Source organism: Pusillimonas sp. (assembly GCF_035515275.1).
Classification (GTDB): domain Bacteria; phylum Pseudomonadota; class Gammaproteobacteria; order Burkholderiales; family Burkholderiaceae_B; genus Pusillimonas.
This window is the reverse complement of sequence record NZ_DATJBQ010000083.1, coordinates 1-26,657: the sequence shown is the minus strand read 5'-3', so window position 1 is coordinate 26,657 and position 26,657 is coordinate 1. Positions and strand designations below refer to the sequence as shown.

The following is a 26,657-nucleotide window of genomic DNA, read 5'->3' as shown; positions in this document are numbered from 1 at the left end:
CGGGGCATTTAGCCCAGGTAAGCCACGCAGTCGACCTCGACCAAGACGCCCTGGCGATGGGGCGTGCCGCCGGTGCAGGTGCGGGTGGTTTTCTCGCCCTGCATGAATTCGCGGAACTCTTCATTGAACGCCGGAAAATCCGACACATTGCGCAGACAAACGCGCATGTTCACGACGTTGGCCATGGTGGCGCCGCCGGCTTCGAGCACTGCGCGCACATTGCTCAACACCTGCTGGGTCTGCTTGCGGATGTCGTCGGAGACAACCTCTTTGGTGGCCGGATCGAGCGGGCCCTGTCCGGAAACATAAAGAAAGTCGCCGGCCCGAATGGCCTGAGCCAGGGGCGAGGGCGTGTTTTTGTCAGTAAAGCCGGTGGTGGGTGCGGCGTTGCTATGAACAATGATCTTGGGCATGGGTGTGTCCTTTGGCTATTTTGCGCGACGTCGATATTTCGGCAGTGGTAGTAAATTTTGTCGTTATATCGATTTTGTATAAAAAATCGATATTCAATGTAGCGTAGAACCTGTTCATTGTCCATGGCGGGTGCTGCACCCGCCGATACAATGCCTACAAGAACGAATCGTTAAGGAACCACGTTGACGACGGGCAAACAGGGCGACGCACTTCAGCAGGCGCCCGCGCGATTTCTCAAGCAGTTCCGTTCAGTGCTGGCGGTAGACCGCGCCGGCAGCACGTCGGCCGCAAGTGCGCAATTGCCGTTGTCGCAGTCGGCCGTTGCCAGAGCCATACGCGAGCTCGAGTCGGGTTTGGGTACGGTTGTTTTTGAGCGAAGCCCGCAAGGCATGCTGCTTACGGCCGAGGGCCAGTTGCTGGCTTATCGTGCCGGCCGCGCCATGGCCCAGTTGCAGCAGGCCGAGGCCGAGGCGGCACATCTGGCAGAACGCCGGGGCGCGAACGCACCGGCGACGCCTGGTCGGTTTGCTGCGGCGTGTTCATATCGCCATGTCAACACATACCTTGTTTTTTGCGAGGCGCGCAGCGAAAGCGCGGCGGCGCGACAACTAGGCGTCAGCCAGCCCGCTGTAAGCCAGACATTGCGTCAACTTGAACATATGCTGGGCACAAGCTTGTATCAACGCTCGGCCCGGGGCCTGCGTCTGACCGAAAGCGGCGAGGCGGTACTGCGGCGCGCGAAACTTGCGATGGATGAGTTTCGGCTAGCGCAAGAAGACCTGGGAGCGTTTCGGGGCAAGATGCGCGGCCGCATCGTGGTGGGGGCCCTGCCGTTATCGGCGGGCGCCTTGGTACCTAGGGCTGTAGAACAGGTATTGGCGCTGAACCACGAGCTTCATGTCACGATCGTGGACGGCACGTACGATGCCCTGATGCATCAACTGCAGCATGCCGAGGTCGACATTATTGTGGGTGCCTTGCGCCTGGGCGGGGCAGGCGCCGACGTGAATCAAGAGACCCTGTTTACCGACACGCTTTCAGTGGTCGTGCGCCAAGGGCACCCCTTGCTGCAGCGGTCGCCAAGCGGCTTGCATGAACTGGTGGACGAGTCGTGGCTGGTGCCGCTTTCGGGCACGCCTGCGCGCGCCGCATTCGAACGCGCTTTTGCTGCCGAAGGGGTGGCGGCGCCCCACGGACCGCTTGAGGTAAACAGTGCGGCGGTTTTGCAGGCACTGCTTTTGGAGAGTGACCGGTTGGCCTTGGTGTCGCGCAGGCAAGTGGCGCGCGAGGTGTCGGCCGGCCTGCTGGCGGTGCTGCCGGTGAAGGTAAAGCAAACGACTCGTCATATTGGTATTACCACCCGCTCTGACGCAGACCCTGGCGCGGGTCTCCGGCTTTTCATGGAGCAGATAAGAGTCCTGGCCAGAGATCAGTTATAAGCAATACGCATAACGAAGCGGGTGAATGTCACTGGAGGGGGTCGGCGGGTTTTGCCACACTGTATGCCTAGCAGGTTTTGAACCCATACAGGAACTTCCATGAACGCAAGTACCGCATCCTCCCCTCGCGCCGGGCTCGTTATCAGTGCGCACTCGGCCGATTTCGTCTGGCGCGCAGCCGGCGCCATTGCCAGCCATGTACGCCAGGGCTATCGCATGAAGGTCGTTTGTCTTTCGTTCGGCGAGCGCGGCGAGTCGGCCAAGCTGTGGCGCAAAGAAGGCATGACCCTGGAAGAGGTCAAAGAGGGTCGTCGCGAAGAAGCCCAAAAGGCCGCCGAGATTCTGGGCGCCGAAATTGAATTCTTCGACCTGGGCGATTACCCCATGCGAGTCGATGAACAGGCTTTGTTCCGCCTGGTCGACGTCTATCGCGACGTCCAGCCTGAATTCGTTCTAAGCCACTCGGTCAAGGATCCGTATAACTTCGATCACCCCCTTGCCATGCATGTGGCGCAAGAGGCCCGCATCATCGCCCAGGCCGAAGGCCACAACCCGGGCCAGAAGGTGGTGGGGGCGCCCCCGGTCTACGCCTTTGAGCCGCACCAGACCGAGCAATGCGAATGGGTGCCCAATATCTTTCTCGACATTACCGACGTCTGGGACATTAAACGCCAGGCCATTGAATGCATGGCCGGGCAGGAACACTTGTGGGCCTATTACACCCGTGTTGCCCAGCAGCGCGGCGTGCAGGCCAAGCGCAATATCGGCATCACCGCCAGCCGTAATATTGAATATGCCGAAGGTTATATGCGCCTGACGCCTGCCGTCGTCGGAGACCTGTCATGATTCGAGGCGTCGTGGTACGAAACATCAAGCGCGCAAACATCGCCGACATCGAAATATTGCAAGACGCCGGTGCCGCTACCGTGCACGAGGCGCAAAGCCGCCTGGGCCTGCTGGCCCCTTACATGCGGCCCATCTGGCCGGGTGCCGCCATTGCCGGCTCGGCCGTTACGGTACTGGTCGCGCCTTCAGACAACTGGATGATTCACGTGGCGGTAGAGCAGTGCCAGGAAGGCGACATTCTGGTGGTTGCACCCACCTCCGAGTGCCACGACGGCTACTTCGGAGACCTGCTTGCCACCTCGCTGCAGGCGCGCGGCGTAAAAGGTCTCGTCATTGACGCCGGCTGCCGCGACGTCAAAACCCTGCACGAAATGGGCTTTCCGGTGTGGTCCAGGGCGGTGTCGGCGCAGGGTACGGTTAAAGAAACCCTGGGCTCGGTCAATGTGCCGGTGGTATGCGCCCAGCAGATCGTCAACCCGGGCGACGTCATTGTGGCCGACGATGACGGCGTGGCCGTGGTGCCGCTGGCCAATGTGGCGCAGGTGGCGCGCGCCGCCCAGGCCCGCCTTGAAAAAGAGGCCGCCACCCGCAAGGTCCTGGCCCAAGGCGTGCTGGGTCTTGATTACTACAAGATGCGCGAAAGGCTGGAAGCCACCGGCCTGCGCTATGTTGATTCGCTGGACGAACTGTAAGGCCCTGCCATGCAAACCCGTATACCTTGCGTCCAAATGCGCGGCGGCACCTCCAAGGGTGCGTTCTTTCTGGCGTCCGACCTGCCGGCTGACGCCGCTTTGCGCGACCAGGTCCTGCTGGCCGTAATGGGCTCGCCCGACTCGCGGCAGATCGACGGCATCGGGGGGGCTGATTCGCTGACCAGCAAAGTGGCCATTGTGTCGGCCGCCACCCGCGAGGACGCCGACGTCGATTACTTGTTTGCTCAGGTCCTTATTGACGAGGCCAGGGTTGATTACGGCCAGAATTGCGGCAATATGCTTGCGGGTGTCGGGCCTTTTGCCATCGAGCGGGGCTTGGTGCCGGCGGGGGGCGACACCACATGTGTCGCCATCCATATGGTCAATACCGCGCAGGTGGCCATTGCCACGGTGTCAACGCCCGACGGCCGGGTTTGCTACGAAGGTAACCAGCGCATCGATGGCGTGCCGGGCACGGCGGCAGCCATTCCACTACAGTTTCGTGACACGGCCGGGTCGTCTTGCGGCGCCTTGCTGCCTACCGGCCGGGTGCGCGACGTTATCGACGGCGTCGAGGCCACACTGATCGACAACGGCATGCCCACGGTGGTCCTCCGGGCCCAGGACCTGGAGCGCACCGGGTACGAGACCCGCGAACAGCTTGATGCCGATGAAGTGCTTAAGGCAAGGATCGAGGCGATCCGCCTCAAAGCCGGGCCCATGATGAACCTGGGCGACGTTAGCGAGCGTACCGTCCCCAAGATGTGTCTGGTGTCGCCCCCTACCAAGGGGGGCGCACTGAACACGCGCAGCTTTATTCCCCATAAGTGTCATGCATCGATCGGGGTGCTGGCTGCGGTCAGCGCGGCCACTGTCGCGGCTTTACCCGGCTCGGTTTGCGAGGGCATTGCCCAGGTTCCCGCCGGCGACAGCCCGGTGCTTGGCATCGAACACCCCACGGGCGAACTTAGCGTGCAGATGCATCTGAGCCGCAAGGGCGCAAACGTTACGGTAACCAGTGCAGCCCTGATCCGCACGGCCCGATGGCTGTTCGATGGCCAGGTGCATATTCCTTCGCGAATCTGGAACAATAAGATTCAGCCGGCATGAGCACCACCGAGCATATTGTCTTCCTGCCGGGCCTGCTGTGCGATGCCGCCGTGTGGGCCCGGCAGCAGGCCGGTCTGGCGCATCGCGCCCAGTCATTTATTGCGCAATATCACGACCTGGATTCGATCCAGACCATGGCTGCCAAGGTGCTGCACCAAGCGCCCTACCAGGCCTTTTCGTTGGCGGGCCATTCTATGGGCGGGAGGGTTGCGCTCGAGATGGTGCGCCAGGCACCCCACCGGGTATGTAGGCTGGCCTTGCTGGACACCGGTTACGAGCCGCGCGCGCCAGGCGAGGCCGGCGAACAAGAAAGAGCCGGGCGCATGCGCCTGCTAAGCATCGCCCACGAGCAGGGCATGCTCGAAATGGGTCGCAATTGGGCGCGGGGCATGGTGCACCCCGATCAATTAAATAGACCTTTGTTTGATGAAATTTTGCAAATGATCCAGCGCCGCACTACAGCCGAGTTTCAGGCGCAGATCACGGCCTTGCTGAACCGCCCCGATGCCGGGCCTGTGCTGCGTTCGCTGGCCTGCCCGACCTACATTATCTGCGGCAGGCAAGATGCCTGGAGCCCCTATGCGCGTCACGAGGTCATGCATGGCCTGGTGCCGGCGGGGCGCGGCACGCTGGTTGCCATCGAAAACAGCGGGCACATGAGCCCCATGGAACAACCCGATGACGTTACGGCCGCCTTGTCTGCATGGCTCGACACCAAATAGCAGACTTGCAAGCCGCAAGCCAAAATATTGATATGGAAACCACATGAACGACAAGACGACACCCGACCTGACCCGCATCGCGTTGATCGGCTTTGGCGAGGCCGGCTTCTTGCTGGGCCAAGGCCTGGTCGAGGCGGGCGTACAGGTCGATGTTTACGACATCAAGATACATGACCCTGATCAACGGCCGGACCTGGAGGCACGCGCGCAGCAAGTCGGTGTCATGCTGCATGCGGGCAACCAGGCGGCCATTGAAAATGCCCAGCTCGTCATCTCGGCGGTGACGGCCGGCTCAGCCGCCCAGGCAGCAATCGACGCGGGGCGATGCATGCGCGCCGGCCAGTATTTTCTGGATATCAACTCGGTGTCACCCGCAACGAAGAAAAGGGATTGCGAGGCCATCGAGGCCGCGGGAGGCTTCTATGTAGAGTCAGCGGTGATGGCGCCGGTGCCGCCTTATGGGCTGAAGGTGCCCATGCTGTTGGGCGGGTCCAGGGCGCAGGTGCTATCCGAAAGCCTGAACCGGCTTGGCTTGCGGACTAAAGCTGTGTCCAAGCAGGTGGGTGTGGCGTCTGCCATCAAGATGTGCCGCAGTGTGATGATCAAAGGGCTCGAGGCGCTGACGGTAGAGTGTTTGTCGGCTGCGCGCCGTTACGGCGCTGAAGATGCCGTGCTGGCGTCGCTGGACGAAACCCTGCCCAGCATGGGCTGGACCGACCAGCTGCCGCATTACCTGATAAGCCGTGTGGCCGAGCACGGCCGCCGGCGCGCCGCCGAAATGCGCGAGGTGATGGAAACCTTGCAAGATGTGGGTGTGACCCCGTTGATGGCGCAAGCGACGGCTCAAAGTCAGGACGCCCTGGTCGACGCCATGGAGTCGGCGGGCCTGGTCTACGACACCCGGCGCCAGTTCGTCTGGCAAGAGCTTGTCGACCAGTTGAACAAGGCCTGAGCGCCATGTGTGCCCGGCTGCGATGCTTGGCCTACAATAAGTGACCCGGCCGCGCTGCGTGTGGCAGCGGTGATGCTTAGGGTCGATGTCCATGCCTGACGGCGGGTGCCCGCCTCAATCTCCGGAGACGAACATATGCCCGGCCTACTGCCCAATGTCGACCCCGATGGTCTGCTTGAATACTCGGTGGTCTATACCGACCGCGCGGTAAACCATATGTCAGGCGTCTTTCAAGACGCCATGAAAGACATTTCACGTACGCTTAAAGAAGTATATGGCGCTGACGCTGCCGTGGTGGTGCCAGGCAGCGGCACCTTCGGCATGGAGGCCGTGGCGCGTCAGTTCGCTACCGGCAAGCGTTGTCTGGTGATACGTAACGGCTGGTTCAGTTATAGGTGGACGCAGATCTTTGAAGCGGGCTCCATACCGTCTGACGAGGTGGTATTAAAGGCAAGGCCTGTGGCCCACGGTGCACAACAACCGTTTGAGCCGCCCCCCATTGATGAAGTGGTGCAAGCCATTCATCAGCATAAGCCTGCCATGGTGTTCGCGGCCCACGTTGAAACGGCATCAGGCATATTGTTGCCCGACGACTACTTGCGCCAGGTCGCCCGGGCCGCGCATTCGGTCGATGCGCTTTTTGTGCTTGATTGCATTGCCTCCGGCACGGTGTGGGTCGACATGCGCGATGTGGGCGTTGACATCTTGATCAGCGCGCCGCAAAAAGGCTGGACCGGTTCGGCCTGTTGCGGCCTGGTCATGATGAGCCACCGCGCGCTTGAGCGCATCGAGCACACCACTAGCACGAGTTTTGCCTGCGACCTGAAAAAATGGCTGCAGATCATGCAGGCCTACGAGCAAGGCGGCTTTGCCTACCACGCCACCATGCCTACCGATTCGCTTATCGTGCTTCGCGATGCCATGGCCGAGGCGCGGGCCCAAGGTTTTGAAGCCTTGCGCAGTGCCCAGTTCGAGCTGGGCAACCAAGTGCGGGCTTTATTGCGCGAAAAAGGGTTTAAAAGTGTGGCAGCACCGGGCTTCGAGGCGCCGGGCGTGGTGGTCAGCTACACCGAAGACGACGGTATCCAATCGGCCAGGAAATTTGCCCAGGCCGGCATACAGGCGGCGGCCGGAGTGCCTTTGCAGTGCGATGAACCTGCGGGGTTCAAGACCTTTAGATTGGGGTTGTTTGGCCTGGATAAATTGCGCGATATCGACCGCAGTGTCGGTAACCTGGCCAAGGCACTAGACAAGATTGTGTCGCCGTAACCCCAAGAAACGGCGGTCGCTCGCCAGGGCAACCGCCGCACCGCAATGGCTTAGGCGGCCCTGCGCAGATGCTTCAGCTGGTTGTGTGGGTCAATGACAAATTTCTTGGGCGCTCCGGCATCGAACTCTTGATAGCCGCGCGGCGCATCATCAAGGCTTATAACCTGTACGCCCACGACTTCAGCGATATTGATGCGATTCCAAAGTATGGCTTGCATCAGTGCACGGTTGTATTTCATGACGGGGGTCTGGCCGGTGAAGAAACTGTGCGACTTGGCCCACCCCAGACCAAAACGAACACTTAACGAGCCATGTTGTGCGGCTTTGTCGGCGGCGCCCGGGTCTTCGGTAACGTACAGCCCCGGGATCCCGATTTTGCCGGCGGGGCGGGTGATGTCCATGAGCGAGTTAAGTACGGTTGCCGGCGCCTCAGACTGCGACCCCGAGTGGCCATGGCCGCGAGCCTCGAACCCGACGGCATCGATGGCGCAATCGACTTCGGGGCTGCCCAGTATTTGTGTGATCTGATCGCCCAACGATGCATCAAGTGAAACGTCGACTGTTTCGAAGCCGACCTTTCGTGCGTGCGCCAGGCGTTCGGGGATGAGGTCGCCGACAATGACCACGGCGGCGCCCAAAAGCCGCGCGGAAGCGGCGGCAGCCAAGCCTACCGGGCCCGCACCGGCAACATACACGGTGCTGCCCGGCCCAACGCCCGCGCAGACCGCCCCATGAAAACCGGTTGGGAGGATGTCGGACAGGCAAGTGAGGTCGTGGATTTTTTCGAGCGCCTGATCTTTATCGGGGAACTTGAGCAGATTGAAGTCGGCATAGGGGACCATGACGTACTCGGCCTGGCCGCCTATCCAGCCGCCCATGTCGACATAACCGTACGCACCGCCGGCGCGTGATGGATTAACGTTAAGGCACACGCCGGTGTCCTGCTCTTTGCAGGTTCGGCAACGACCGCAGGCCACATTGAAGGGCACCGAGACGATGTCGCCTTTTTTAAGAAACTCGACGTCGCGGCCGGCTTCGATGACTTCGCCGGTAATTTCGTGGCCCAGAATAAGACCGGCCGGCGCGGTGGTGCGACCACGCACCATATGCTGGTCTGAGCCGCAAATATTGGTCGACAGAATTTTAAGGATGACGCCGTGGTTGGCCGTTTTTCCGCCCGGGGTAACGAGTTCGGGAAACGGGATGGACTGGACTTCGACCTTGCCTGGCTCAATATAAGCCACGCCTCTGTTTGATGCCATGTTGTGCTCCTTGGTAGTGGGAAATGCCAAGCCGCCCGAACGGGCGCGGCGCGTTTCGTAGGTGCTACGTAAAGCAAAAAAACAGAAGCTCGATGCGGGTGGATGCGCTTAGCGCGATTCGGGCACCCGTCGTGTGGCCATGAACTCTTCGAAGGTCTCGCCGCGCATCAGGGCGTATACCTCGAGATTGGTTTTACGCACCACGCGAGCGAATTTTTCAACGACAAAAAAGCAGGCGCCGTGCTGAACCAGGCCCAGCCAGTCTTGGTTACGTACAAGGTTTTTTTCGGTGTCGCTAAGGCCGGCCTCTTGCATAAGGGCCTCGGGGTCGGCCAAGTAACGCTCGCGCCATTCGGCGCGGATCATGTTCCAGAAAAAACGGTTTAGCTTGAGTGCCCGGTTGCTGGTGCGAATATCGAACGCATAGGTGCCCGGGATTTGCTCGATGCCCTTGAGTTGTGGGTTCATGGTGGCCTGCCTATGCGATAGCCGCGTTGACGGTTTGGCCGGCCACGGCCGATGCCGAAGCGGGCTCGTCGCCTTCTTCGTAGAGGGCCAGTGTCATTGCGGTGGTGGTGGCCAGATAATAATTTAGATGCAGCCTGCGGATTTTGTCGGGCAGGGCGCCGCGCATGGCCAGCCACATGATTTGCTCGACGCTTTCGGCGCCGCCCAGGCGGATGAAGTCGGCATGGGTGAGCTCGGTAAGTTTTTCGGGGTCGGATTGCAGCAGGCGCAGAAATTCGTGGTCCCAGGGTTCGTTGTTGAATCCGGTGCGCTCACCATGGATTTGATGCGAAAGCCCGCCTGTTCCCACAATGACTACCTTGAGGTCTTCGGGGTAAGACTCGATGGCGCGGCGTACCGCCTGGCCCAGCTTGTAACAGCGCCTGGCGGTGGGCAGCGGATACTGCAACACATTGATGGCGATGGGCACCAGGGCACCGGGCCAGTCGGGCTCGTGCGGCCATAGCAAGGGCAATGGCGACGCGCAGCCGTGGTCAATGGGCTTTTCCTGAAAGATGGTCAGGTCGAATTCGTCGTTGACCAGCGATTCGGCAATGTGGCATTGAAGGTCGACATTGCCCTTGATATGCGGCAGATTGCGCAAGCCGGCCCCTTCGTCGGCAATTGGAAAGCGTTCGCCCACGCCCAGTGCGAACGTGGGGTACATATCGAAGAAGAAGGTGGTGGCGTGGTCGTTATAAAAGAAGACCATCGCGTCGGGCTGTTTTTCGGCCAGCCAATCGGCGACCGGTTTATAGCCGTCGAACAGGGGCGCCCAGGCCGGGTCGGCCTGACGCCCCTTGTCGTAGGCGACGCCTATGGTGGGCACGTGCGAGGTGCCAATGCCGCCGATAATCCTGGCCATGATGGGGTCCTGTAAGAATGCGGTGCAACGTGCCGGGGCGATACGCACGGCTTTTACCGTCTATCGGTAATTATAGTTTGGGATCCATTGTATACGAACTAGGGTTGATACTAGGGCGAATAGCACCAATTTGGGATCCCAAAGTAAGGCAGCTTGGTATCATGCCTCTATGCGTGGTCGACCACCAGCGTAAGGGGCCGGTCGCGGGGGCTTTCCAGGAGTACGATTCGGTTTTCAGTGGCGGGCATACACATGGTTCAGCAAACTTCGGTCATCGTGCGGTTGCGCGAAATGATTCTTCAGGGCGAGTTGCAGCCGGGCGAGCGCATGCCCGAGGCCGAGCTGGCCACCCGACTCGGCGTGTCACGCACGCCCGTGCGCCAGGCGCTGCCTGCCCTGGCACAAGAAGGCCTGCTTGTGCCGGCGGGCAAGCGTGGTTACTCGGTGCGAGCCTTTACCATGCAGCACTCGCTCGAAGCGCTCAAGATGCGCTCGGTGCTCGAGGGCGTTGCGGCGCGCACGGTGGCGGAACGGAGGGTCTCGGCCGAAACGCTGGCGCAATTGAAAGCCTGCCTCGCTGAAGGCGATGCGCTGTTTGTCGAGCGCAAGATGCGCGACCAAGGCGAGGTGCTTTACGCGCAGATGAATGAGCGATTCCATAGACTGATTGTGCAAGAAGCAGGCATGCCGCTGTTGGACACTTTGATCGAACGATGCAATGTTGTGCCGTTTACCGCGCCGCTCAGTGTGGCGTTTTCCACCACCAGCAAAGAAAAAATGTTCGACCTGCTGTTTTACGCGCACAGGCAGCATCATGGCATTGTCGGCGCTATCGAGGCGGGGCACGGCGACCGCGCCGAGTTTCTGTTTCGTGAGCATGCGCACACTCAGGTTGAAAGCCAGACCATCAATATGGTCGGGGCGGACACGCCTTAACCTATCTCGTTGAAAGGTACAGATTCCAGCTTCCGCGCTATTAATTGTTATGTTATAACGTTTCAATTTATAGCTTCGGAGTAGCCCATGCACCCAGGAATTTGCGGTGTCGCGCTATGCGCGGCCGTGGCGTATCAGCCCATATTGGCACAGACCGTGGAACAAGCCGTCATGCTTGATGCCGTCACGATTTCGGCCGGCCCACTGGGCGTGGATATGAATGCGCTGGCGTCGCCGGCCGATTTCGTTTCGGGAACACAATTGATGCTCAAGCGTCAGGCAACGCTGGGCGCCACCCTTAGCGGATTGCCCGGTGTGCATGCCGATACGTTTGGCGGAGGCGCGAGCCGGCCGGTGATCCGTGGTCAGACAGCGCCTCGCGTGTCGGTGCTGTCGGATGGGGCCCTGGTCATGGATGCTTCGGCAGTTTCGCCCGATCATATGGTGGCGGTAGAGCCCATGCTGGCCCATCGAATTGAAGTGTTGCGCGGCCCTTCGACCCTGCTTTATGGTGGCGGGGCAATTGGCGGAGTGGTCAATGTGATTGACTCGCGGGTGCCCAGGCACGTCCCGCAGGAAGGCCCGGAGGGTTTTATGGAACTGAACGCCGCCACCGGCGCGCGGTCTCGGTCGGGCGCGTTCGGCATCACGGCGGGACAAAATAATTTTGCCGTGCACATTGAAGCGATGAAACGCCGGGCCGATGACTACCGTGTTCCGGACTGGAACGATTCCCACGTATCGGGTACCCATGCGAAAAGTTCCACGGGCAGCGCTGGCATGTCGTGGGTGGGCGATTCGGGCTATTTGGGACTGGCCTATTCACAGACTGAAAGCCGCTACGGCCTGCCCGGCCACGCCCATGAGTACGAGGATTGCCACCCGCACGGTGCTCATTTGCACTGCACCGGCCATGATCACGACCATGACGAATCGCACGATGATCATGATCACGAGGGCGGCAGCTCGGCGCCCTACGTAAGGATGAAAACCCAAAGGCTGGATCTCAGGGGCGAACTGCAACAACCCTTCAGCGGAATACGCAAGCTTAGTATGCGCGGCGGCTTCACCGACTATCGGCACCGTGAAATTGAACACAATACCGTGGCGACCACCTTCACCAACCGCGGCTACGATATGCGTCTGGAAGCCGAGCATGAGCCTTTGGGCGGGTGGCGCGGGGTGGTGGGCACGCAGGTGTCCAACAGCGAATTCGCCGCATTGGGTCAGGAAAGCTTTCTGCCGCAAACGCAAACCCGGAATGTGGGGGTGTTTGTGCTGGAGGAGTACCGCCTGGGCGCATGGCGCTTTGAGCTGGGCGCGCGCCATGACTGGCAATCGGTTCGTCCTCAGAATGACCAGGCATCGGCGCGGTTTCAGGGAGCGTCGGTTTCGGGCGCCGCAGTATGGGACCTTGCGCCGCAATATTCTGCGGCCTTGACCTTGTCGCGCTCGTCGCGTTTGCCCTCGGCACAAGAGCTTTACGCCGACGGCGTGCACCTGGCTACCAATACCTACGAGCTGGGCAACCCAGCCCTGAAAAAAGAAACCTCACAGAATATTGATCTGACCTTGCGCAAGCATGAGGGTGATTGGCGTTTGGGCCTGAGCTTGTTCTACAACCGGGTAAGCGACTATATATTTGCGCGCACGCTTGATCGCCACGAAGACTTTCGCCTGATTGAATATAGTCAGGCCGATGCCACGTTCATGGGGGCCGAGGCCAACCTCGATTACCGCGTTAATCGGCACCTGACGGCCGGCGTCTTTGGCGACGTGGTGCGCGCACAGATCTCGGGCGATGGCGGACACTTGCCCCGCATTCCGGCCGCCCGAGCCGGGGCAAGGGTGAAACTTCAATCGGGCGGCTGGAGCGGCGACCTGGAGTTTTACCGGGTGTTCAGGCAGAACCGCCTGGCTGCCTACGAAGACGGGACCCCGGGATACAATATGGCCAATGCGTCGGTGTCATATGACTACGGCGCGGGCAGCGTCAATTACACCATTTACTTGCGCGCCGACAATCTGTTTGACCAGTTGGCTTATAACCATGCTTCGTTCATCAAGGCTGCGGCACCCTTGCCCGGAAGACAGCTTATGTTGGGGGTTCGCATCGAACACTAACCCTACTTACCAGGGGCTGGTCATGCTACGGGGCGCCGGCTCGTCGGTAACGCGGGCACCCAAGCGCCTTGCCCTGCAAAAGCAATAAGCATGGTCAGCTTGCCGACACCGCCCCGCCGTATTGCCCACCTCGATATGGACGCCTTCTTTGCGTCAGTCGAGTTGTTGAGCTACCCCGAGCTGCGGGGCAGGCCGGTAGTTATTGGGGGGCGCGGCGAGGCGCCCTTGCGGCAGGCCGACGGCACCCACCGTTTTGCCAGATTGGGCGATTATGTGGGCCGGGGCGTGATTACCACCTCTACCTACGAAGCGCGCAAGTTTGGCGTTTTCTCGGCCATGGGCATGATGAAGGCGGCCCGGCTTGCTCCCCAGGCCGTCTTGCTGCCCGCCAATTTTGCCGCGTATCGCGAGTACTCCCGTCGCTTCAAGCAGGCGGTTGCCTTGATTGCGCCGAGCATCGAAGACCGGGGTATCGACGAAATTTACATTGACCTGACTGATCACGATGAGCCAAGCCCTTTACTGGCCCAGCGCATCAAGGATGCGGTCAAGCAAGCGACGGGCTTGTCGTGTTCGATTGCCGTGGCCCCCAATAAGCTCCTGGCAAAAATTGGCTCCGACCTGGACAAGCCCGACGGCTTGACGCTGCTTACCTTGAACGATCTGTCAACCCGCATCTGGCCGCTGGCTGCGTCCAAAATCAACGGCATCGGGCCAAAGTCTGCGCGCAAGCTGACCGAATTGGGTATAGAGACCGTGGGGCAACTGGCCGGCGCCGACCCCGGGTTGCTGCAAGCGCATTTTGGACTGACCTATGCGAGCTGGCTGCTGCGGGTGGCCAATGGGCAAGACGAACGACCCGTCGTCACGCACTCGGAGCCCAAGTCGATCAGTCGTGAAACCACGTTTGAACGCGACCTGCACGTGCGCCGGGATCGAGCACGATTGTCTGCCGTGTTTTTGAGCTTGTGCCGGCAATTGGAAAACGACTTGCAGCGCAAAAAAGTCGTGGCGCGAACGGTCGGCATCAAACTGCGTTTTGATGATTTTCGGATAGTGACGCGCGACATAACCTTGCCGCAGGACATATCTCAGGCCCAGGCGATTCATGCCGCAGCCGGGCAATGTCTGAGACGGGTGGAGTTTGAAAGCCGCATACGCTTGCTGGGGGTACGGGTTAGCGGTTTACGTGCACCGCCACAGGGCGATGCAGAAACTGGCGTGCAACTTTCGCTACTGGATTGAAATATGCTGATGCTGGCTTGTACCGGCCTTGAAGGGCTATAATGTTCGGTACACTGAATAATTAATGCATCGGGTAAAAACCGCCATGAACGAGACAAGCCCCACCATAGAAGAACACGCCGAGGCCGACTCTACAGATAAAAACCTGGATATTGATGTGGTCTCGGGGGGAGTGTGGTCGCGACCCGGGTTTTTAATACGCCGCCTTCACCAGATTCATTACGCCATGTTTTTTGAGGAGTGTAAAGAAGGGGGGGTTACGCCGGTGCAATTTGGCGTGCTTACCGTTCTGGCGCGCGAGCCCTGGCTGGATCAAACCGCCATCGGCTACGAGGTGGGCCTTGATCGCACCACAGCGGCCGACGTTATTAAAAGGCTTGAAGAAAAAGGCCTGGTGGTACGCCGTATCAACAAGCTCGACCGACGCTCGCGCCAGGCGGCGGTGACCGAAAAAGGCTTGTCCATGATGGGCGCGCTTCAAGACAGCATGGCTCGTTCTCAGCGTCGGCTATTGCAGCCGCTTTCCCCTCGTGATCGAAAAATCTTCATGTCGCTGCTGCTTGAGCTGGTCGAGGCCAATAATCAATATGGCCGGGCAGCCCTAAAGGCGCTCTAGGGTTTTCCAGTATAAGCGCGATATCGGTGCTTCGTTCCATATGCACGCGCAAAATTTGTCAGTATACTTACAGAATTAAGCGGTTCCGGCGGTCTTTCCGAAACGAAAGCCGCCATAAGATTCAATCCCAGAAATTTCCGTATGCCGCATGTATTGCGGCTTGTGCACGCTTTTTTCAAAAAGGGCGTGCGGGCGGTAAACCAAATTTTTATGATCAGCACACTGACGAAAGCGAGCCCGCATTCGGCTGATCCCAGATAGGAGCACTTTAGTGAGTCGGATACGCAAGATTGCTTTCGAAGAGCACTTTACCGCGGTGGGTTTCGGAGACTACTCCAAATCTTTTGTCAGCCAGATCGACCCCGAAGTGGCGGCCGAACTTGGCCGGCGTCTGGCCGATTTTGACGACGAGCGCCTGAAAGAAATGGACGCCGCCGGCATTGACTATGTCATCTTGTCGCAGACCGGCCCGGGCGTGCAGGTAGAAAAAGATACCGCCGTGGCCATTGCACGTGCAAAAGAAAACAACGATTTTCTGGCTCAGCAGATTGCCCGTAACCCGACGCGCTACGGCGGGTTTGCCACCTTGCCCATGCAAGACCCACAGGCTGCCGCCGATGAACTCGAGCGTGCCGTAAAAGAACTTGGCTTCAAGGGTGCATTGGTCAATGGTCACACCAACGGCGTGTACTACGACGGCCCCGAGTACGACGTGTTCTGGGAGCGCGTGCAGGCGCTGGACGTACCGTTCTACCTGCATCCGTTCGATTCCCACGGCATGCCGCATGTTTACACCGGACACCCCGAAATGACCGGCGCGACCTGGGGCTGGGGCGTTGAAACCGCCTCGCACGCACTGCGTATTTTGTTTGGCGGCGTGTTCGACCGCTTCCCTGGCGTCAAGCTTATTCTGGGCCATATGGGCGAGGGCCTGCCCTTCCAGCGTTGGCGCTTTGACAGTCGTTTTGCGGTCTACCCTTGCGGCGTCGAGCTCAAGCGCAAGCCCTCCGAGTATATTGGCACCAACATCGTCATTACGACCTCGGGCGTTTGTTCCCCCGCTGCCCTAATGGGCGCGATCGGCGAAATGGGTGCCGAGGCAGTCATGTTCTCGGTAGACTACCCGTACGAATCAAGCGCCATTGCGGCTGATTTCATTGAACAGGCTCCCATGGACGACGCCACGCGCGCCCTGGTCTGCCACGGCAACGCCGAGCGTCTGTTCAAGCTTTAAGTTGTAAGGAAAAACACATGAGCACCTACCTATACGGCGCCAACGTGCAGGCAAACGGTATTCGCCAGCACTACCTGCGTTACGGCGGAACCGAAGGCCAGCGCGCCAGTCGCGATGCCATCATTGTTATTCCGGGCATTACCAGTCCGGCCATTACCTGGGGCTTCGTGGGCGAACGTTTCGGTCAGCACTTTGACACTTATGTGCTCGACATTCGTGGCCGTGGGCTTTCCGAAGCCTCCGACACGCTGGACTACAGCCTGGATGCCCAGGCGGCCGACGTTATTGCGTTTGCCCAGGCTCTGGGCTTGCAGCGCTACGCGCTGGTGGGCCATTCCATGGGTGCCCGCATCGCCCTGCGCGCCGCACGCACCCAGCCCAAAGGGCTGACCCGCATGGTGCTGGTCGACCCGCCCGTCTCGGGGCCGGGCCGCCGCGAGTACCCCTCTAAATTGCCCTGGTATGTCGATTCCATGGCCCTGGCACGCAAAGGTTGCGATGCTGAAGCCATGCGCGCCTTCTGCCCCACCTGGACCCAGGAGCAGCTCGAGCTGCGTGCCGAGTGGCTGCACACTTGCGACGAGCGCGCCATTTTGGCCAGCTTCAACGGCTTCCATACCGACGACATTCACGTTGACTTCCCCGAAGCCAAAGTACCTGCGCTGCTCATGACCGCCGAACGTGGCGACGTGGTGCGCGACGAAGACGTCGAAGAGATCCGCGGTCTGATGCCTTCCATCGAACACACCCGGGTGCCGGACGCAGGCCACATGATCCCTTGGGACAACGAAGAAGGCTTCTACACCGCTTTCGGCAGCTTCCTGGGCACGCCGCTCACTTCCAAGGCTTGAACGCATTCTTAAAAGGAGAACACCATGGCTGTAAGTGATTACCAACTACTTGAAGCCTGGCAACAGGTTCTGAAGCTGTCCAAGCTTGAGCGTGGCCAGACCGTTACGGTTCTGACCAGCACGGCCACCCATCCGCAAACACTGGCCATGGCCCTGGTGGCGGCTCAGTCGATGGGCGCCATTGTGAACCGCCTGGATCTGCCTCCCGTAAACGCCGAAAAAGCCCTTAGCCGCGACCCGCTGGCCTACCTGGGCACCACGCCGCTTACCGGCAACCCCGCCGCCATCGCCATGCTCAAGGCCAGCGACCTGGTGCTTGACCTGATGACGTTGCTGTTCTCGCCCGAGCAGATCGATATTCTTAAAAGCGGCACCAAGATCCTGCTTGCGGTCGAGCCGCCTGAGGTCTTGGTGCGCACCATACCCACCGAGGCTGATCGAGAGCGTGTCAAGGCGCATTCCGCCTTCTTGAGCAAGGGCAAGCAGATGTCGGTCGTGTCGGACGCGGGTACCGATATCACTTTTCCGCTCGGAGAGTTTCCGGTCATCAGCGAATACGCCTTCGTGGACGAGCCGGGACGCTGGGACCACTGGCCCAGCGGCTTTTGCTTCACCTTCCCCAACGAGGGCGGCAGCAACGGCACCATCGTGATCGACAAGGGCGACATTTTGCTGCCCCAAAAATGCTATACCAGCGACAAAATCGTGTTGACGGTCGAAAACGGCTACGCCACCAAGATCGAGGGTGGGGTCGACGCCGAGATGCTGCGCGAATACATGGCTTCGTTCAACGACCCCGAGGGCTACGCCATTTCGCACATCGGCTGGGGCCTGCAGCCACGCTGCCATTGGTCCACCATGCTGTTGTACGACAAAGAGCAGTCCATCGCCATGGATGCTCGCGCCTACGAAGGCAATTTCCTGTTCTCGCTCGGCCCCAACAACGAGGCCGGTGGCAACCGTACCACCGCTTGCCACATCGATATCCCGCTGCGCAATTGCACCGTCAAGGTCGACGGGAAAGAAGTGGTGCGCAACGGCAAGGTTCTTGACGAGGTAGTCAAATGAGTCAGAATGAAGTCCAGACTTACTCGCGCCAGGGGTTTGGCGCCCAGCTCGAGCTCAAGGCTCCGGTTGGGTTGCTGATTATTGACCTGGTCAACGGCTTTGCCGACCCCGCCGTATTCGGCGGCGGCAATATTCCGCAGGCTATCGACAACACCGTGCCCCTGCTGGCCGAAGCACGCAAGCGCGGCTGGCCCGTGGCCCACACCCGCATCGTCTTCGCCGACGACGGCGCCGATCACAACATCTTCACCCTCAAGGTTCCCAGCATGCTGGGCCTGAAAGAAGCCGATCACAACAGCGCCATCGTGCCTCAGCTGGCACCCGCCGAAGGCGAATACGTCGTGCGTAAAACCGTACCCTCCGCCTTCTTCGGCACCTCGCTGGCAGCGTGGCTGACCCAGCGCGGCGTGCAGACCCTGGTCGTGGCCGGTGCCGTCACCAGCGGCTGCGTACGCGCCAGTGTGGTCGACGCCATGCAACTGGGCTTCCGTCCCTTGGTGCTGTCCGACTGCGTGGGCGATCGCGCTATCGGTCCTCACGACGCCAACCTGTTCGACATGGAGCAAAAGTACGCTACCGTCATGAAGCGCGACGAAGCGCTAGAGGCCCTGGCCAAGGTCGAAAGCGCCTGATCTCGGCAGCGCAGGGCCTTTTCCAGGTCTCGACTGCTGAAAAGAAACGGCTCGCGGAATTTATCTTCGCGGGCCGTTTGTTTTCTATCCGGAGCGGATGCTTGAGTTCTTGAGCGGGCGAGGGGCGGGGGGATAGTTTGCAGTCCGCATCATGCGGCCCTTCGGGCTCCCCGAATTTCGCCGGCTCGGGCGGGCGGCGGCAGAACTCGCCCTTTAGCCGCTTCGCGGCTACGGAGCTCAAACAGGCTGTCGCCGAAACCCCCCGCCCGAGCCGGCAAAATTCGGCGCATGCTGGACGGACTGCAAACTATCCCCCCGCCCCTCACCCTGATACCGGGGATGCTTGGAACAGCGGAACGATGGGATACTCGGAACTTTCTGAGAACCTGCATTACCCAACAACAAGAGCCGATCGAACAGAAGCCGGATCATCCACAGCCAAAAAAAAGGCCCGGCAACCGTTTATGGCGATCACCGGGCCTTGACCAACGGATTATCCGAATCGCTTAAACCGGATAAACCAGATCGTTAGCCAAAATAGTCGTGTGGTAAATAACCTGGCGTTCCTTCAGCAACAACTTGTCGCCCGACCGAACGAACGTATCGTAGTAGCGACCTGCCAAGTGCATGGTCGAGGGGCTCTCAACCAAGGTCTCGATCAGCAGAAAGTTCGCCTCGGCCTGAATCTCGCCGTTGTCGGTCTGATCAATAACCCGCGTATTGGTGACAATGTGCAGGTTGTAGCGCGGCGCAAACATCTGCGTGCGTCCAATGGCGACTGCGCGGTCGTGCATCATGTCGCGGCCTTCAGCGTAGACCAGGCCCACAGGCAGACCCAGATCCGCGTTTTCCTTGGCCGTAATGCGGTATAGGGCGTCTTCGGTAAAGAACTCGGGCCAGAGCTCGACCAGGCCGTTGTCCAGCACCGCGCAATACTCGGCGTTGAACGCTTCGATTTCGACCAGGATATGCTGGGCGGTGGCCGCGTCCAGGCGTGAAGGCTTATAAGCGTATTTATTGTCAGTTGTCTTTTGCATTTAAAACCCCATGACGCTGCGGTAGTACTCGTAAAAGGCGCGAATCGACGCCTCGGAGATCAAAGTGGTTGACGTGCCGACCTTGCCGGCGTCCAGCTTGATGACGTTAAGGTCGGTGGTAGAGCGGCGAACACCCTCTTGCACGAATTTCATGGCCTCGTTGTCTTCCAGGCCCAGGAAGCCCGACGGCCCCATCAGGTTGCCCTGACGCAGACGGTGGCGGGTCATTTCTTCGGTGTCGTCTTCGTAGCCGAACATTGTCCATTGCATGATCATGCTGTGCGGGCCGTTGGGCACAATCTGGCGTACGCCCAGCGTATTCATTTCGCGCTGAACCATCAGGTTGGGCCAGATGGTTTGCATCGTGACCGACCAGGGCGAATCGAACTCTTTCACGAACTCAAGGAAACGTTCGTCGCGCAGACGCATGCCGTCGTGGAAAGAACGCATTTCTTTTTTGGTGTCGTCCGAAACCTGGGCGTATTTGTCTTCGGTTTTTGCCGATGCCATGTAGCCGTGACGACCGTGGACCTTGTCCGAGAACATGGTGGCCTTGTTGCCCGCCACCAGCAGACCGAACACGACCAGGAACGAGTGCAACAGCGTTGCGTGGTAGGGGTCCTTGAGGTTCTCGTGGTACATCTTCCAGTTGCAGGGAAGCTCGTTACGGTAGTAGCCCAGGATCTTCAGCTTCTTGCCGTTGAACGTGACCTTGAAATCCTCCAGAATTTCGGGCGTGAGGTACTCTTCGATGGGCTCGACCTTGTCCGAGTACGAAGCAAAAATAACCCCGTTCAAAGTGGTGACGTGCAACTTGCGCAGGCCGTGGTCGGAGTTGCGGAAATCTTTGGGCATGCCGCCTTCTTTGTTGACGCCGCGCTTGAACGGTATGCCTTGCAGGTCGCCCTTAAGGGTGTAAGACCACTGATGGTAAGGACAGACGAACTCGTTGGTGTTGCCATGGCTTTCACGGCAGAACTCGGCGGCGCGGTGCGCGCAGCGGTTCTCGAAAACGTGAATGCTGCCGTCTTCGGCGCGCGAAACCACCACCGGCACCGGACCCACAAACGAGCGTTTGTAGTCGCCCGTGTTGGGGATCTCGGCCTCGAGTGCAACGTAGTTCCAGGTGTCGCCCCGGAAGATGACTTCCATCTCGCGGTCGTAGACCTCTTGACTGGCGTAGACCCAGTCGGGAATATAGTGCAGGCCGTCTTCGGGCCACACGCACTCGGACAGCGGAAGGTCTTTAGACCTTAAAGTCTGCCCGATGACGGTTTGAGATTGATACATGGAGAGCTCCTGTTGGATCGTTATAGTCAGCTTGCTGCCGACGTGAGCAATGCCTTTGAGTAGGCTTTCATGGTGATTGATGTATCGCTGAAGCCCGCGGCGTCGATGGCGATTTCTTTCTCGAGCACCGCGCGCAGAGCACGCAGATCGCCGCCGGCGTTTACGGCCAGAGCGTGTCGGGGAACGGTGCCCTGCAGCCCAAGCATGATGAACTTGGGGTTGGTGTCGTCGGGGCTCATGCTGCCGCGAACGATGTATTCGAGATCAGGTGCGGGCAAACCCAGCATCTGAATATTGCAGTCGAACTGGTCTGTCCAGAACCACGGGAAAGCGGCGGCAGCAGTGTCGATGCCCAGCATGGCGCAGGCGGCGATGCGGGCCTGCTCGTTGGCGTTTTGCCACGACTCCAGGCGCAGCGAGCCGTGCCCCGGATGCTGGCGGCTGGTGCAGTCGCCGGCTGCAAAAATATTGGCGACGCTGCTGCGGCACAGCGCGTCGACTTCAATGCCGCCGTTGGAAGCATTAAGTTCCAGGCCGGCGGCTTTGGCCAAGGCCGTGGTGGGGGAAAGCCCCACCGCCACGACGATAAGGTCGCCTTCAAGTGTGGTGCCGTCAGACAACGACACATGAACCCCGTCGGCGGGAAGCTGCAGGTCGGTAATGGACTGCCCGAGATAAAGCCTGGCGCCCGACGCGGCAACGCGCGCCTGCAGCCAGTTGGAGAAGGTTTCGGGCACGACGCGTCCCAGTACGCGGTCGGCCGTTTCTACCACCGACACCTCGACCCCCATGGTGCGCGCCGTTGAGGCGATTTCGAGCCCCAGAAAGCCCGCGCCAATAATGACGGCGCGGCGTGCGCTACGCAATGCATTGCGTAGCCGGCGGGCGTCGTCGAGCGTGCGCAGGTAATGCACCTGTGGCGCCTCGGGCGCAAGCTCGGGTAAAGTACGGGCGGTTCCACCGGTGGCCAGCAGGCAGCGGTCGTAGTCGACGACGGCGCCATCAGAAAGCGTGGCTTGCTGCGCAGCCGGATCAAGAGACACGACTTCGAGCCCCAGGCGCAGATCAATGTTGCGAGTGGGGAAGAAGTTTTCTTCTTTGACGCTGATGCTGGGCTCTTCGGCCTCGACTGCCGCCAGCACCGCCTTTGAAAGCGGCGGGCGCTCGTAAGGTGCGTGGGCTTCGTCGCCCACCACGGTAATACGACCCTCGAAGCCCTGGTCGCGCAAGGTTGCCACGGCAACCGCAGCGGCCTGGCCGGCACCTATGACTAAAATCGATGAAACAGCGCTGCTCATGTGAGTTCCTGTTGCTTGCCTGAAACCGCTTTTATAGCGCGATCAGAATGTCGTCGCCCTCGGTCTTGACCTCGTAGACTTTGATGTCTTCGGTAGCAGGGGCGCACATGGCCTTGCCGGTACGTAGGTCGAACTGGGCCTGGTGCAAGGGGCATTCGACGCAGCCGTCTTCGATGTAGCCGTCGGACAACAGGGCGTACTGATGGGTACAGACGTTGTCGGTAACGAAATACTCGCCCTCGGTGTGGTGCAGTGCCAACTGTTTGCCGTCGAGCTCGATGGCCAGGGATTCATCTTCATCTACTTGCCCGACCTGGGCGATTTTGATCCAAGTTGTCATGAGAATTTCTTAGTGTGCTGAGTAATATAGTCAGTATGCTGCATATTATCGTGGCGCTGTATTAGGGTTTTCACCTAAATCGACCACAAACAGGTTTTAGACCGTTATCATGTCGTCCCTTAGTGCAGTGTGCACATGGCTGATTGCTGTGCCTGCATGCCAACACCCCACAGTTTAGCCGCCTGTGGCCATTCGGGTGCCAAAGGCTGTTCCGTGACAACAATGCAATCCAAACCAATGCTGTTGTCCTTCCGGTCTGGTGTATTCACTTGTTTTGTCCCTGCTGCACGCCTGAACTGTAGCCACCCATCACCAGCCGTTTCCACTTGATTCTTGGTATTTACCCTCGTTGACATGGTTTTTTTTGATCAGCATACTAACAAATCGCTCAGCGTGCTGATGACCGTTGGGCGCCTTCCACATACCGTGGCGGCGCCAGGGCACCGGGCAGCGGGGTGGAAACCGGCTTTAGCCAGAGCATTCGGGCGGGGCGCGTTATTTCAAGCGCTCAAAGTGGCCGGAAACTGTCGATGTATCGACGAATAAATAACATACACAGGAGCTGTACATGCAACGACGTCGCTTTCTTACCCAGGCCGCCGCAGCGGCCGGCGCGGGCCTGGCTGTAGCCGGTTTACCCGCCGCAGCCCAAGAGGGCCCTTCGGTCCGCTGGAGAATGTCCACCGGTTGGCCCAAAAGCCTTGACGCCATCTATGGTTCGGCCGAAGAGCTATGCAAACGTGTCAGCGAGCTTACCGGCGGCAAGTTCGAAATTCGTGCCTTCCCGGGTGGCGAGCTGGTACCTTACGCTCAGAACATGGAAGCCGTCAGCAACGGCACCATCGAGTGCAACCACGTGCTCAGTACCGCCCACTTGGGCACCAACACCGCAGTGGCGTTTGACACCGGGCTGTCGTTCGGCATGAACGCCCGCCAGCACAACGCCTGGATCCAGGCAGGTGGTGGTCTTGAGCTGTTGCGCGAAATGTACAAAAAGTACAACATCGTCAACTTCGTTTGCGGCAACGTCGGCGTGCAGATGGGCGGCTGGTTCCGTAAAGAAATCAAATCGCTGGCCGACCTTCAGGGCCTCAAGATGCGCATCGGCGGCATCGGCGGCATGGTGCTGACTAAGCTTGGCGCCATTCCTCAGCAGATTCCCCCCGGCGACATCTACCCTTCGCTCGAAAAAGGCACCATTGATGCCGCCGAGTGGATCGGACCTTACGACGACGAGCGCCTGGGCCTGAACAAGGTTGCGCCTTTCTACTACGCGCCCGGTTGGTTCGAGGGTAGTGCGTCGATCTCTACCATGGTCAACGAAAAAGCCTGGAACGATCTGCCCCCCTTGTACAAGGCTGCATTCGAATGCGCCTGCAACGAGCAAACGCTTCGCATGAACGCGGTGTACGACGCTAAAAACTCGCCTGCATTGCGTCAGCTGGTCGCCGCCGGTGCAAAATTGCAGTATTTTCCTAAAGACGTCATGGACGCCGCGTACAAAGCTTCGCAAGAGCTCTGGACCGAGCTGGCCGACAAAAACCCCGACTTCGCCAAGATCTATCCGCACTGGCGCAAGTTCCAGCAAGAGCAGGTGTCGTGGTTCCGCGTGGCCGAAAGCGCACTGGACAACTACACGTTCAACGCAGTAAGCCGTAGTTCCTAAGGCAGTCGCAGCATAGTAAACAGGCAGGTTTAAGTCATGAAAGTTATAGAAGCTCCGGTCAGGACGGTAAAGGCTCAGGGCATAGGTGCGCGTGTGCTTCGCAAAGAAGACCAGCGCCACCTGCAGGGCAAGGGCAACTTTATCGGCAATATGTCCATGCCGGATCTCAACGAGGTCGCCTTTTTGCGCAGTCCGTTGGCACATGCCCGCATTACAGACATGCGGGTGGCCCAAGAGGCCGCAGGGCGTGTCTTCCTGCGATCGGACATGCCCGATGCGCTCGACATCGTTGCCGACTCTACTCTGCCTACTTATCAGGTTTCCGGCATTCCCCCTCTGGCACACGACAAGGTGCGCTACGTGGGCGAACTCGTCGCCATGGCGTATGCGCCCACGCGAGCCGAGGCCGAAGACCTGACCGAGCTGGTAGAGGTTGACTACGACGACCTGCCTGTTTACGTCGATTCAGATTCCGCCCTGAAGGCGACCAGCGACCTTATCCACGACGACTGGAAAGACAACGTTTTCGTCACCCTCAAGGCCGACACCAACTTCGAAGAGCTCGCATCGCAAGCCGAGGTAGTTGTTAAGAAAAACGTCAGCCTGGGGCGCCAATGCATGCTGCCCATGGAAGGCATGGCTGTGCTGGCCTACTGGGACCACCAGGCCGACCAATTGGTCATGTATGCCGGCACTCAGGTACCGCATCTGGTGCGCACCGGCCTGTCGCAGTTTTTGGGCCTGCCCCAAGAGCAAATTCGAGTCATCTCTCCCGACGTGGGCGGCGGGTTTGGCTACAAATGCATTTTGCAGCGCGAAGAGCTCTGTGTGGCGTGGCTGGCCAAAACATTCAAAAAACCCTTCCGCTACATGGAAGACCGCCGCGAGCACTTGATCGCCGGCGCAGTCACCCGAGAGCACGATTACGAAATTACCGCCTACGCGAACAAGCGCGGCAAAGTGTTGGCCCTTGAAGCCACCATCACCATCAACGGCGGTGCTTACTCGGTCTGGCCCTTTACCACCGGCCTCGAAGCCGGGCAGGCAGTGGGCAACCTCCCGGGGCCTTATGCGTTCCGCGGCTACCGTTGCACGACGCGCGCCGTCGCTACCAACAAGCCGCCCTTCATGCCGTACCGCGGCGTGGCGCGTACTGGTGTGTGTTTCGCCATCGAGCTCACCATGGACGCAATCGCCCGCGAAGTGGGGCGCGAAGACTGGGAGGTCCGCTTCGAGAACCTCGTCACGCCCGAGCAGATGCCCTATGTCAACGTCACCAACAAGCATCTGGACGGCGGCGACTATCCCGCAAGTTTGCGCCGCGCGCTCGAGATGATCGACATCGAAGGTGTGCAGGCCCGCCAAAAACGGGGCGAAGCCGACGGCCGCCTCATCGGCGTCGGCGTGGGCACTTATACCGAACAGTCCGCGCACGGCACCTCCGTTTTCGCCGCATGGGGCACCCCGCTTATTCCAGGTTTCGATCAGGCCTTCGTGCGTGTCACTCCCGATGGCGGCCTCGAAGTTCGCGCCGGCATTCATTCGCACGGGCAAGGCATGGAAACCTCGTTTGCCCAGATCGCCCACGATGTATTGGGCATCGAGTTTTCCCGTATCAAGCTGGTGCACGGCGACACCGACCGTACCCCGTATTCCAGCGGCACTTACGCCTCGCGCTCGCTCGTCATGTCGGGCGGGGCAGTGGCATCCGGTTGTAAGCAGTTGCTCCCCCGCATGCGCATCATCGCTGCCCATCTGCTCAAGGCCGACGAAGCCGCTTCGCTCGAGTTCCGCGAGGGGCGCTTCCACCATGGCCAGTCCAGTGTGTCCATTGCCGACATTGCAGAGGCCTGGTACTTGAAGCCGCACTTACTGCCTAAAGACGTTCACACCGGCGGGCTCGAGATCAGCGTCGGCTACAAGACCAAGGTCGACACCGGCGCGTTTACGTATTGCAGCCAGGCTGCCGTGGTGGCGGTCGACCCCCAAACCGGCCAGATCGAAATTCTCGACTACGTGGTGGTTGAAGACTGCGGCGTCATGGTCAACCCCCTGATCGTCGAAGGTCAGTGCATAGGTGGTATCGCTCAAGGCATCGGTACGGCCTTCTACGAAGAAACACCCTACGACGAGTTCGGGCAGCCGCTGGCGTCCACGCTGGCCGACTATGTCATGCCCGGCCCCACCGAAGTGCCCAACATCCGCTTCGATCACTTCGAGACACCCTCGCCCCATACCGAAT

General features: G+C 59.8%; 25 protein-coding genes. 17 read left to right on the top strand and 8 right to left on the bottom strand.

Annotated elements, in window-relative coordinates; all coding sequences use genetic code 11:
• Positions 1-8 precede the first annotated feature (8 nt).
• On the bottom strand, positions 9-413 hold the full coding sequence (locus VL003_RS06165; RefSeq protein WP_325440644.1) for a RidA family protein: 405 nt from the start codon (positions 411-413) through the stop codon (positions 9-11).
• Between the two features lie 183 nt (positions 414-596).
• Here VL003_RS06165 and VL003_RS06160 point away from each other — a divergent pair, with 183 nt between their 5' ends.
• The 7 genes from VL003_RS06160 to VL003_RS06130 all read left to right on the top strand — a co-directional run bounded on the left by VL003_RS06160 (position 597) and on the right by VL003_RS06130 (position 7,444).
• On the top strand, positions 597-1,853 hold the full coding sequence (locus VL003_RS06160; protein ID WP_325440642.1) for a LysR family transcriptional regulator: 1,257 nt from the start codon (positions 597-599) through the stop codon (positions 1,851-1,853).
• Between the two features lie 99 nt (positions 1,854-1,952).
• Positions 1,953-2,699: a PIG-L deacetylase family protein gene (locus VL003_RS06155; RefSeq protein WP_325440640.1), complete on the top strand. Its 747-nt coding sequence runs from the start codon at positions 1,953-1,955 to the stop codon at positions 2,697-2,699.
• The gene (locus VL003_RS06150) at positions 2,696-3,391 is read left to right on the top strand and encodes a 4-carboxy-4-hydroxy-2-oxoadipate aldolase/oxaloacetate decarboxylase (RefSeq protein WP_325440638.1); all 696 of its coding nucleotides are present in this window, start codon (positions 2,696-2,698) and stop codon (positions 3,389-3,391) included. The genes VL003_RS06155 and VL003_RS06150 overlap by 4 nt, the downstream gene beginning before the upstream one ends.
• Before the next feature lie 9 nt (positions 3,392-3,400).
• Positions 3,401-4,501: a 4-oxalomesaconate tautomerase gene (locus VL003_RS06145; protein ID WP_325440636.1), complete on the top strand. Its 1,101-nt coding sequence runs from the start codon at positions 3,401-3,403 to the stop codon at positions 4,499-4,501.
• Positions 4,498-5,223 (top strand): alpha/beta fold hydrolase, encoded by a 726-nt coding sequence (locus tag VL003_RS06140; RefSeq protein WP_325440634.1) that lies wholly within the window; start codon positions 4,498-4,500, stop codon positions 5,221-5,223. Before VL003_RS06145 ends, VL003_RS06140 begins: the two co-directional genes overlap by 4 nt.
• A 43-nt stretch (positions 5,224-5,266) precedes the next feature.
• Complete coding sequence (locus VL003_RS06135) at positions 5,267-6,175, top strand: DUF1932 domain-containing protein (protein ID WP_325440632.1); 909 nt, start codon at positions 5,267-5,269, stop codon at positions 6,173-6,175.
• Positions 6,176-6,310: 135 nt separating this feature from the next.
• Positions 6,311-7,444 carry an aminotransferase class V-fold PLP-dependent enzyme gene (locus VL003_RS06130; protein ID WP_325440630.1) on the top strand — a complete coding sequence of 378 codons (1,134 nt, stop codon included), beginning with the start codon at positions 6,311-6,313 and terminating at the stop codon, positions 7,442-7,444.
• Positions 7,445-7,494: 50 nt separating this feature from the next.
• Here the strand turns inward: VL003_RS06130 and fdhA are convergent, their stop codons facing one another.
• The 3 genes from fdhA to VL003_RS06115 all read right to left on the bottom strand — a co-directional run bounded on the left by fdhA (position 7,495) and on the right by VL003_RS06115 (position 10,078).
• A complete protein-coding gene (gene fdhA / locus VL003_RS06125) occupies positions 7,495-8,706 on the bottom strand; it encodes a formaldehyde dehydrogenase, glutathione-independent (RefSeq protein WP_325440628.1) in 1,212 nt (403 codons plus the stop codon).
• 108 nt (positions 8,707-8,814) lie between these two features.
• Positions 8,815-9,174: a protocatechuate 3,4-dioxygenase gene (locus tag VL003_RS06120; protein ID WP_325440626.1), complete on the bottom strand. Its 360-nt coding sequence runs from the start codon at positions 9,172-9,174 to the stop codon at positions 8,815-8,817.
• Between the two features lie 10 nt (positions 9,175-9,184).
• The gene (locus VL003_RS06115) at positions 9,185-10,078 is read right to left on the bottom strand and encodes a gallate dioxygenase (protein WP_325440624.1); all 894 of its coding nucleotides are present in this window, start codon (positions 10,076-10,078) and stop codon (positions 9,185-9,187) included.
• A 252-nt stretch (positions 10,079-10,330) separates the two neighbouring features.
• On the opposite strand from VL003_RS06115, the gene VL003_RS06110 reads away from it, so the two are divergent.
• The 8 genes from VL003_RS06110 (at position 10,331) to VL003_RS06075 (ending at position 18,784) form a co-directional block, all read left to right on the top strand.
• Positions 10,331-11,014 carry a GntR family transcriptional regulator gene (locus tag VL003_RS06110; RefSeq protein ID WP_325440622.1) on the top strand — a complete coding sequence of 228 codons (684 nt, stop codon included), beginning with the start codon at positions 10,331-10,333 and terminating at the stop codon, positions 11,012-11,014.
• Positions 11,015-11,101: 87 nt separating this feature from the next.
• On the top strand, positions 11,102-13,138 hold the full coding sequence (locus tag VL003_RS06105) for a TonB-dependent receptor domain-containing protein (protein WP_325440620.1): 2,037 nt from the start codon (positions 11,102-11,104) through the stop codon (positions 13,136-13,138).
• 99 nt (positions 13,139-13,237) lie between these two features.
• Complete coding sequence (gene dinB / locus VL003_RS06100; RefSeq protein ID WP_487047245.1) at positions 13,238-14,383, top strand: DNA polymerase IV; 1,146 nt, start codon at positions 13,238-13,240, stop codon at positions 14,381-14,383.
• Between the two features lie 85 nt (positions 14,384-14,468).
• Positions 14,469-14,999: a MarR family winged helix-turn-helix transcriptional regulator gene (locus VL003_RS06095; protein WP_325440616.1), complete on the top strand. Its 531-nt coding sequence runs from the start codon at positions 14,469-14,471 to the stop codon at positions 14,997-14,999.
• Positions 15,000-15,270: 271 nt separating this feature from the next.
• Positions 15,271-16,233 carry an amidohydrolase family protein gene (locus VL003_RS06090; protein ID WP_325440614.1) on the top strand — a complete coding sequence of 321 codons (963 nt, stop codon included), beginning with the start codon at positions 15,271-15,273 and terminating at the stop codon, positions 16,231-16,233.
• 17 nt (positions 16,234-16,250) lie between these two features.
• A complete protein-coding gene (locus VL003_RS06085) occupies positions 16,251-17,084 on the top strand; it encodes an alpha/beta fold hydrolase (protein WP_325440612.1) in 834 nt (277 codons plus the stop codon).
• Between the two features lie 24 nt (positions 17,085-17,108).
• The gene (locus VL003_RS06080) at positions 17,109-18,152 is read left to right on the top strand and encodes a 2,5-dihydroxypyridine 5,6-dioxygenase NicX family protein (protein ID WP_325440610.1); all 1,044 of its coding nucleotides are present in this window, start codon (positions 17,109-17,111) and stop codon (positions 18,150-18,152) included.
• Entirely contained in the window at positions 18,149-18,784 is a 636-nt protein-coding gene (locus VL003_RS06075) for an N-carbamoylsarcosine amidohydrolase (RefSeq protein WP_325440608.1), read from the top strand. Before VL003_RS06080 ends, VL003_RS06075 begins: the two co-directional genes overlap by 4 nt.
• Positions 18,785-19,290: 506 nt before the next feature.
• Here the strand turns inward: VL003_RS06075 and VL003_RS06070 are convergent.
• Genes VL003_RS06070 through VL003_RS06055 form a run of 4 tightly spaced genes read right to left on the bottom strand, consistent with a single transcriptional unit; the run spans position 19,291 to position 22,749 of the window.
• On the bottom strand, positions 19,291-19,821 hold the full coding sequence (locus VL003_RS06070) for an aromatic-ring-hydroxylating dioxygenase subunit beta (protein ID WP_325440606.1): 531 nt from the start codon (positions 19,819-19,821) through the stop codon (positions 19,291-19,293).
• A complete protein-coding gene (locus tag VL003_RS06065) occupies positions 19,822-21,111 on the bottom strand; it encodes an aromatic ring-hydroxylating dioxygenase subunit alpha (protein ID WP_325440604.1) in 1,290 nt (429 codons plus the stop codon). It abuts the gene before it with no gap.
• A gap of 26 nt (positions 21,112-21,137) precedes the next feature.
• Positions 21,138-22,409 (bottom strand): NAD(P)/FAD-dependent oxidoreductase, encoded by a 1,272-nt coding sequence (locus VL003_RS06060; protein WP_325440602.1) that lies wholly within the window; start codon positions 22,407-22,409, stop codon positions 21,138-21,140.
• Between the two features lie 31 nt (positions 22,410-22,440).
• On the bottom strand, positions 22,441-22,749 hold the full coding sequence (locus VL003_RS06055; protein WP_325440600.1) for a non-heme iron oxygenase ferredoxin subunit: 309 nt from the start codon (positions 22,747-22,749) through the stop codon (positions 22,441-22,443).
• A 568-nt stretch (positions 22,750-23,317) separates the two neighbouring features.
• Between VL003_RS06055 and VL003_RS06050 the strand changes: the two genes are divergently transcribed.
• Positions 23,318-24,415 (top strand): TRAP transporter substrate-binding protein, encoded by a 1,098-nt coding sequence (locus VL003_RS06050; RefSeq protein ID WP_325440598.1) that lies wholly within the window; start codon positions 23,318-23,320, stop codon positions 24,413-24,415.
• Positions 24,416-24,451: 36 nt separating this feature from the next.
• A partial coding sequence (locus VL003_RS06045) for a xanthine dehydrogenase family protein molybdopterin-binding subunit (RefSeq protein ID WP_325440596.1) occupies positions 24,452-26,657 on the top strand: 2,206 nt, incomplete at its 3' end.

Bases quoted from the DNA above. Each gene is read 5' to 3' on its own strand.
- VL003_RS06165 (WP_325440644.1), bottom strand. From the start codon at position 413: ATGCCCAAGATCATTGTTCATAGCAACGCCGCACCCACCACCGGCTTT.
- VL003_RS06155 (WP_325440640.1), top strand. From the start codon at position 1,953: ATGAACGCAAGTACCGCATCCTCCCCTCGCGCCGGGCTCGTTATCAGT.
- VL003_RS06150 (WP_325440638.1), top strand. From the start codon at position 2,696: ATGATTCGAGGCGTCGTGGTACGAAACATCAAGCGCGCAAACATCGCC.
- VL003_RS06145 (WP_325440636.1), top strand. From the start codon at position 3,401: ATGCAAACCCGTATACCTTGCGTCCAAATGCGCGGCGGCACCTCCAAG.
- VL003_RS06140 (WP_325440634.1), top strand. From the start codon at position 4,498: ATGAGCACCACCGAGCATATTGTCTTCCTGCCGGGCCTGCTGTGCGAT.
- VL003_RS06135 (WP_325440632.1), top strand. From the start codon at position 5,267: ATGAACGACAAGACGACACCCGACCTGACCCGCATCGCGTTGATCGGC.
- VL003_RS06130 (WP_325440630.1), top strand. From the start codon at position 6,311: ATGCCCGGCCTACTGCCCAATGTCGACCCCGATGGTCTGCTTGAATAC.
- fdhA (WP_325440628.1), bottom strand. From the start codon at position 8,706: ATGGCATCAAACAGAGGCGTGGCTTATATTGAGCCAGGCAAGGTCGAA.
- VL003_RS06120 (WP_325440626.1), bottom strand. From the start codon at position 9,174: ATGAACCCACAACTCAAGGGCATCGAGCAAATCCCGGGCACCTATGCG.
- VL003_RS06115 (WP_325440624.1), bottom strand. From the start codon at position 10,078: ATGGCCAGGATTATCGGCGGCATTGGCACCTCGCACGTGCCCACCATA.
- VL003_RS06110 (WP_325440622.1), top strand. From the start codon at position 10,331: ATGGTTCAGCAAACTTCGGTCATCGTGCGGTTGCGCGAAATGATTCTT.
- VL003_RS06105 (WP_325440620.1), top strand. From the start codon at position 11,102: ATGCACCCAGGAATTTGCGGTGTCGCGCTATGCGCGGCCGTGGCGTAT.
- VL003_RS06095 (WP_325440616.1), top strand. From the start codon at position 14,469: ATGAACGAGACAAGCCCCACCATAGAAGAACACGCCGAGGCCGACTCT.
- VL003_RS06085 (WP_325440612.1), top strand. From the start codon at position 16,251: ATGAGCACCTACCTATACGGCGCCAACGTGCAGGCAAACGGTATTCGC.
- VL003_RS06080 (WP_325440610.1), top strand. From the start codon at position 17,109: ATGGCTGTAAGTGATTACCAACTACTTGAAGCCTGGCAACAGGTTCTG.
- VL003_RS06075 (WP_325440608.1), top strand. From the start codon at position 18,149: ATGAGTCAGAATGAAGTCCAGACTTACTCGCGCCAGGGGTTTGGCGCC.
- VL003_RS06070 (WP_325440606.1), bottom strand. From the start codon at position 19,821: ATGCAAAAGACAACTGACAATAAATACGCTTATAAGCCTTCACGCCTG.
- VL003_RS06065 (WP_325440604.1), bottom strand. From the start codon at position 21,111: ATGTATCAATCTCAAACCGTCATCGGGCAGACTTTAAGGTCTAAAGAC.
- VL003_RS06060 (WP_325440602.1), bottom strand. From the start codon at position 22,409: ATGAGCAGCGCTGTTTCATCGATTTTAGTCATAGGTGCCGGCCAGGCC.
- VL003_RS06055 (WP_325440600.1), bottom strand. From the start codon at position 22,749: ATGACAACTTGGATCAAAATCGCCCAGGTCGGGCAAGTAGATGAAGAT.
- VL003_RS06050 (WP_325440598.1), top strand. From the start codon at position 23,318: ATGCAACGACGTCGCTTTCTTACCCAGGCCGCCGCAGCGGCCGGCGCG.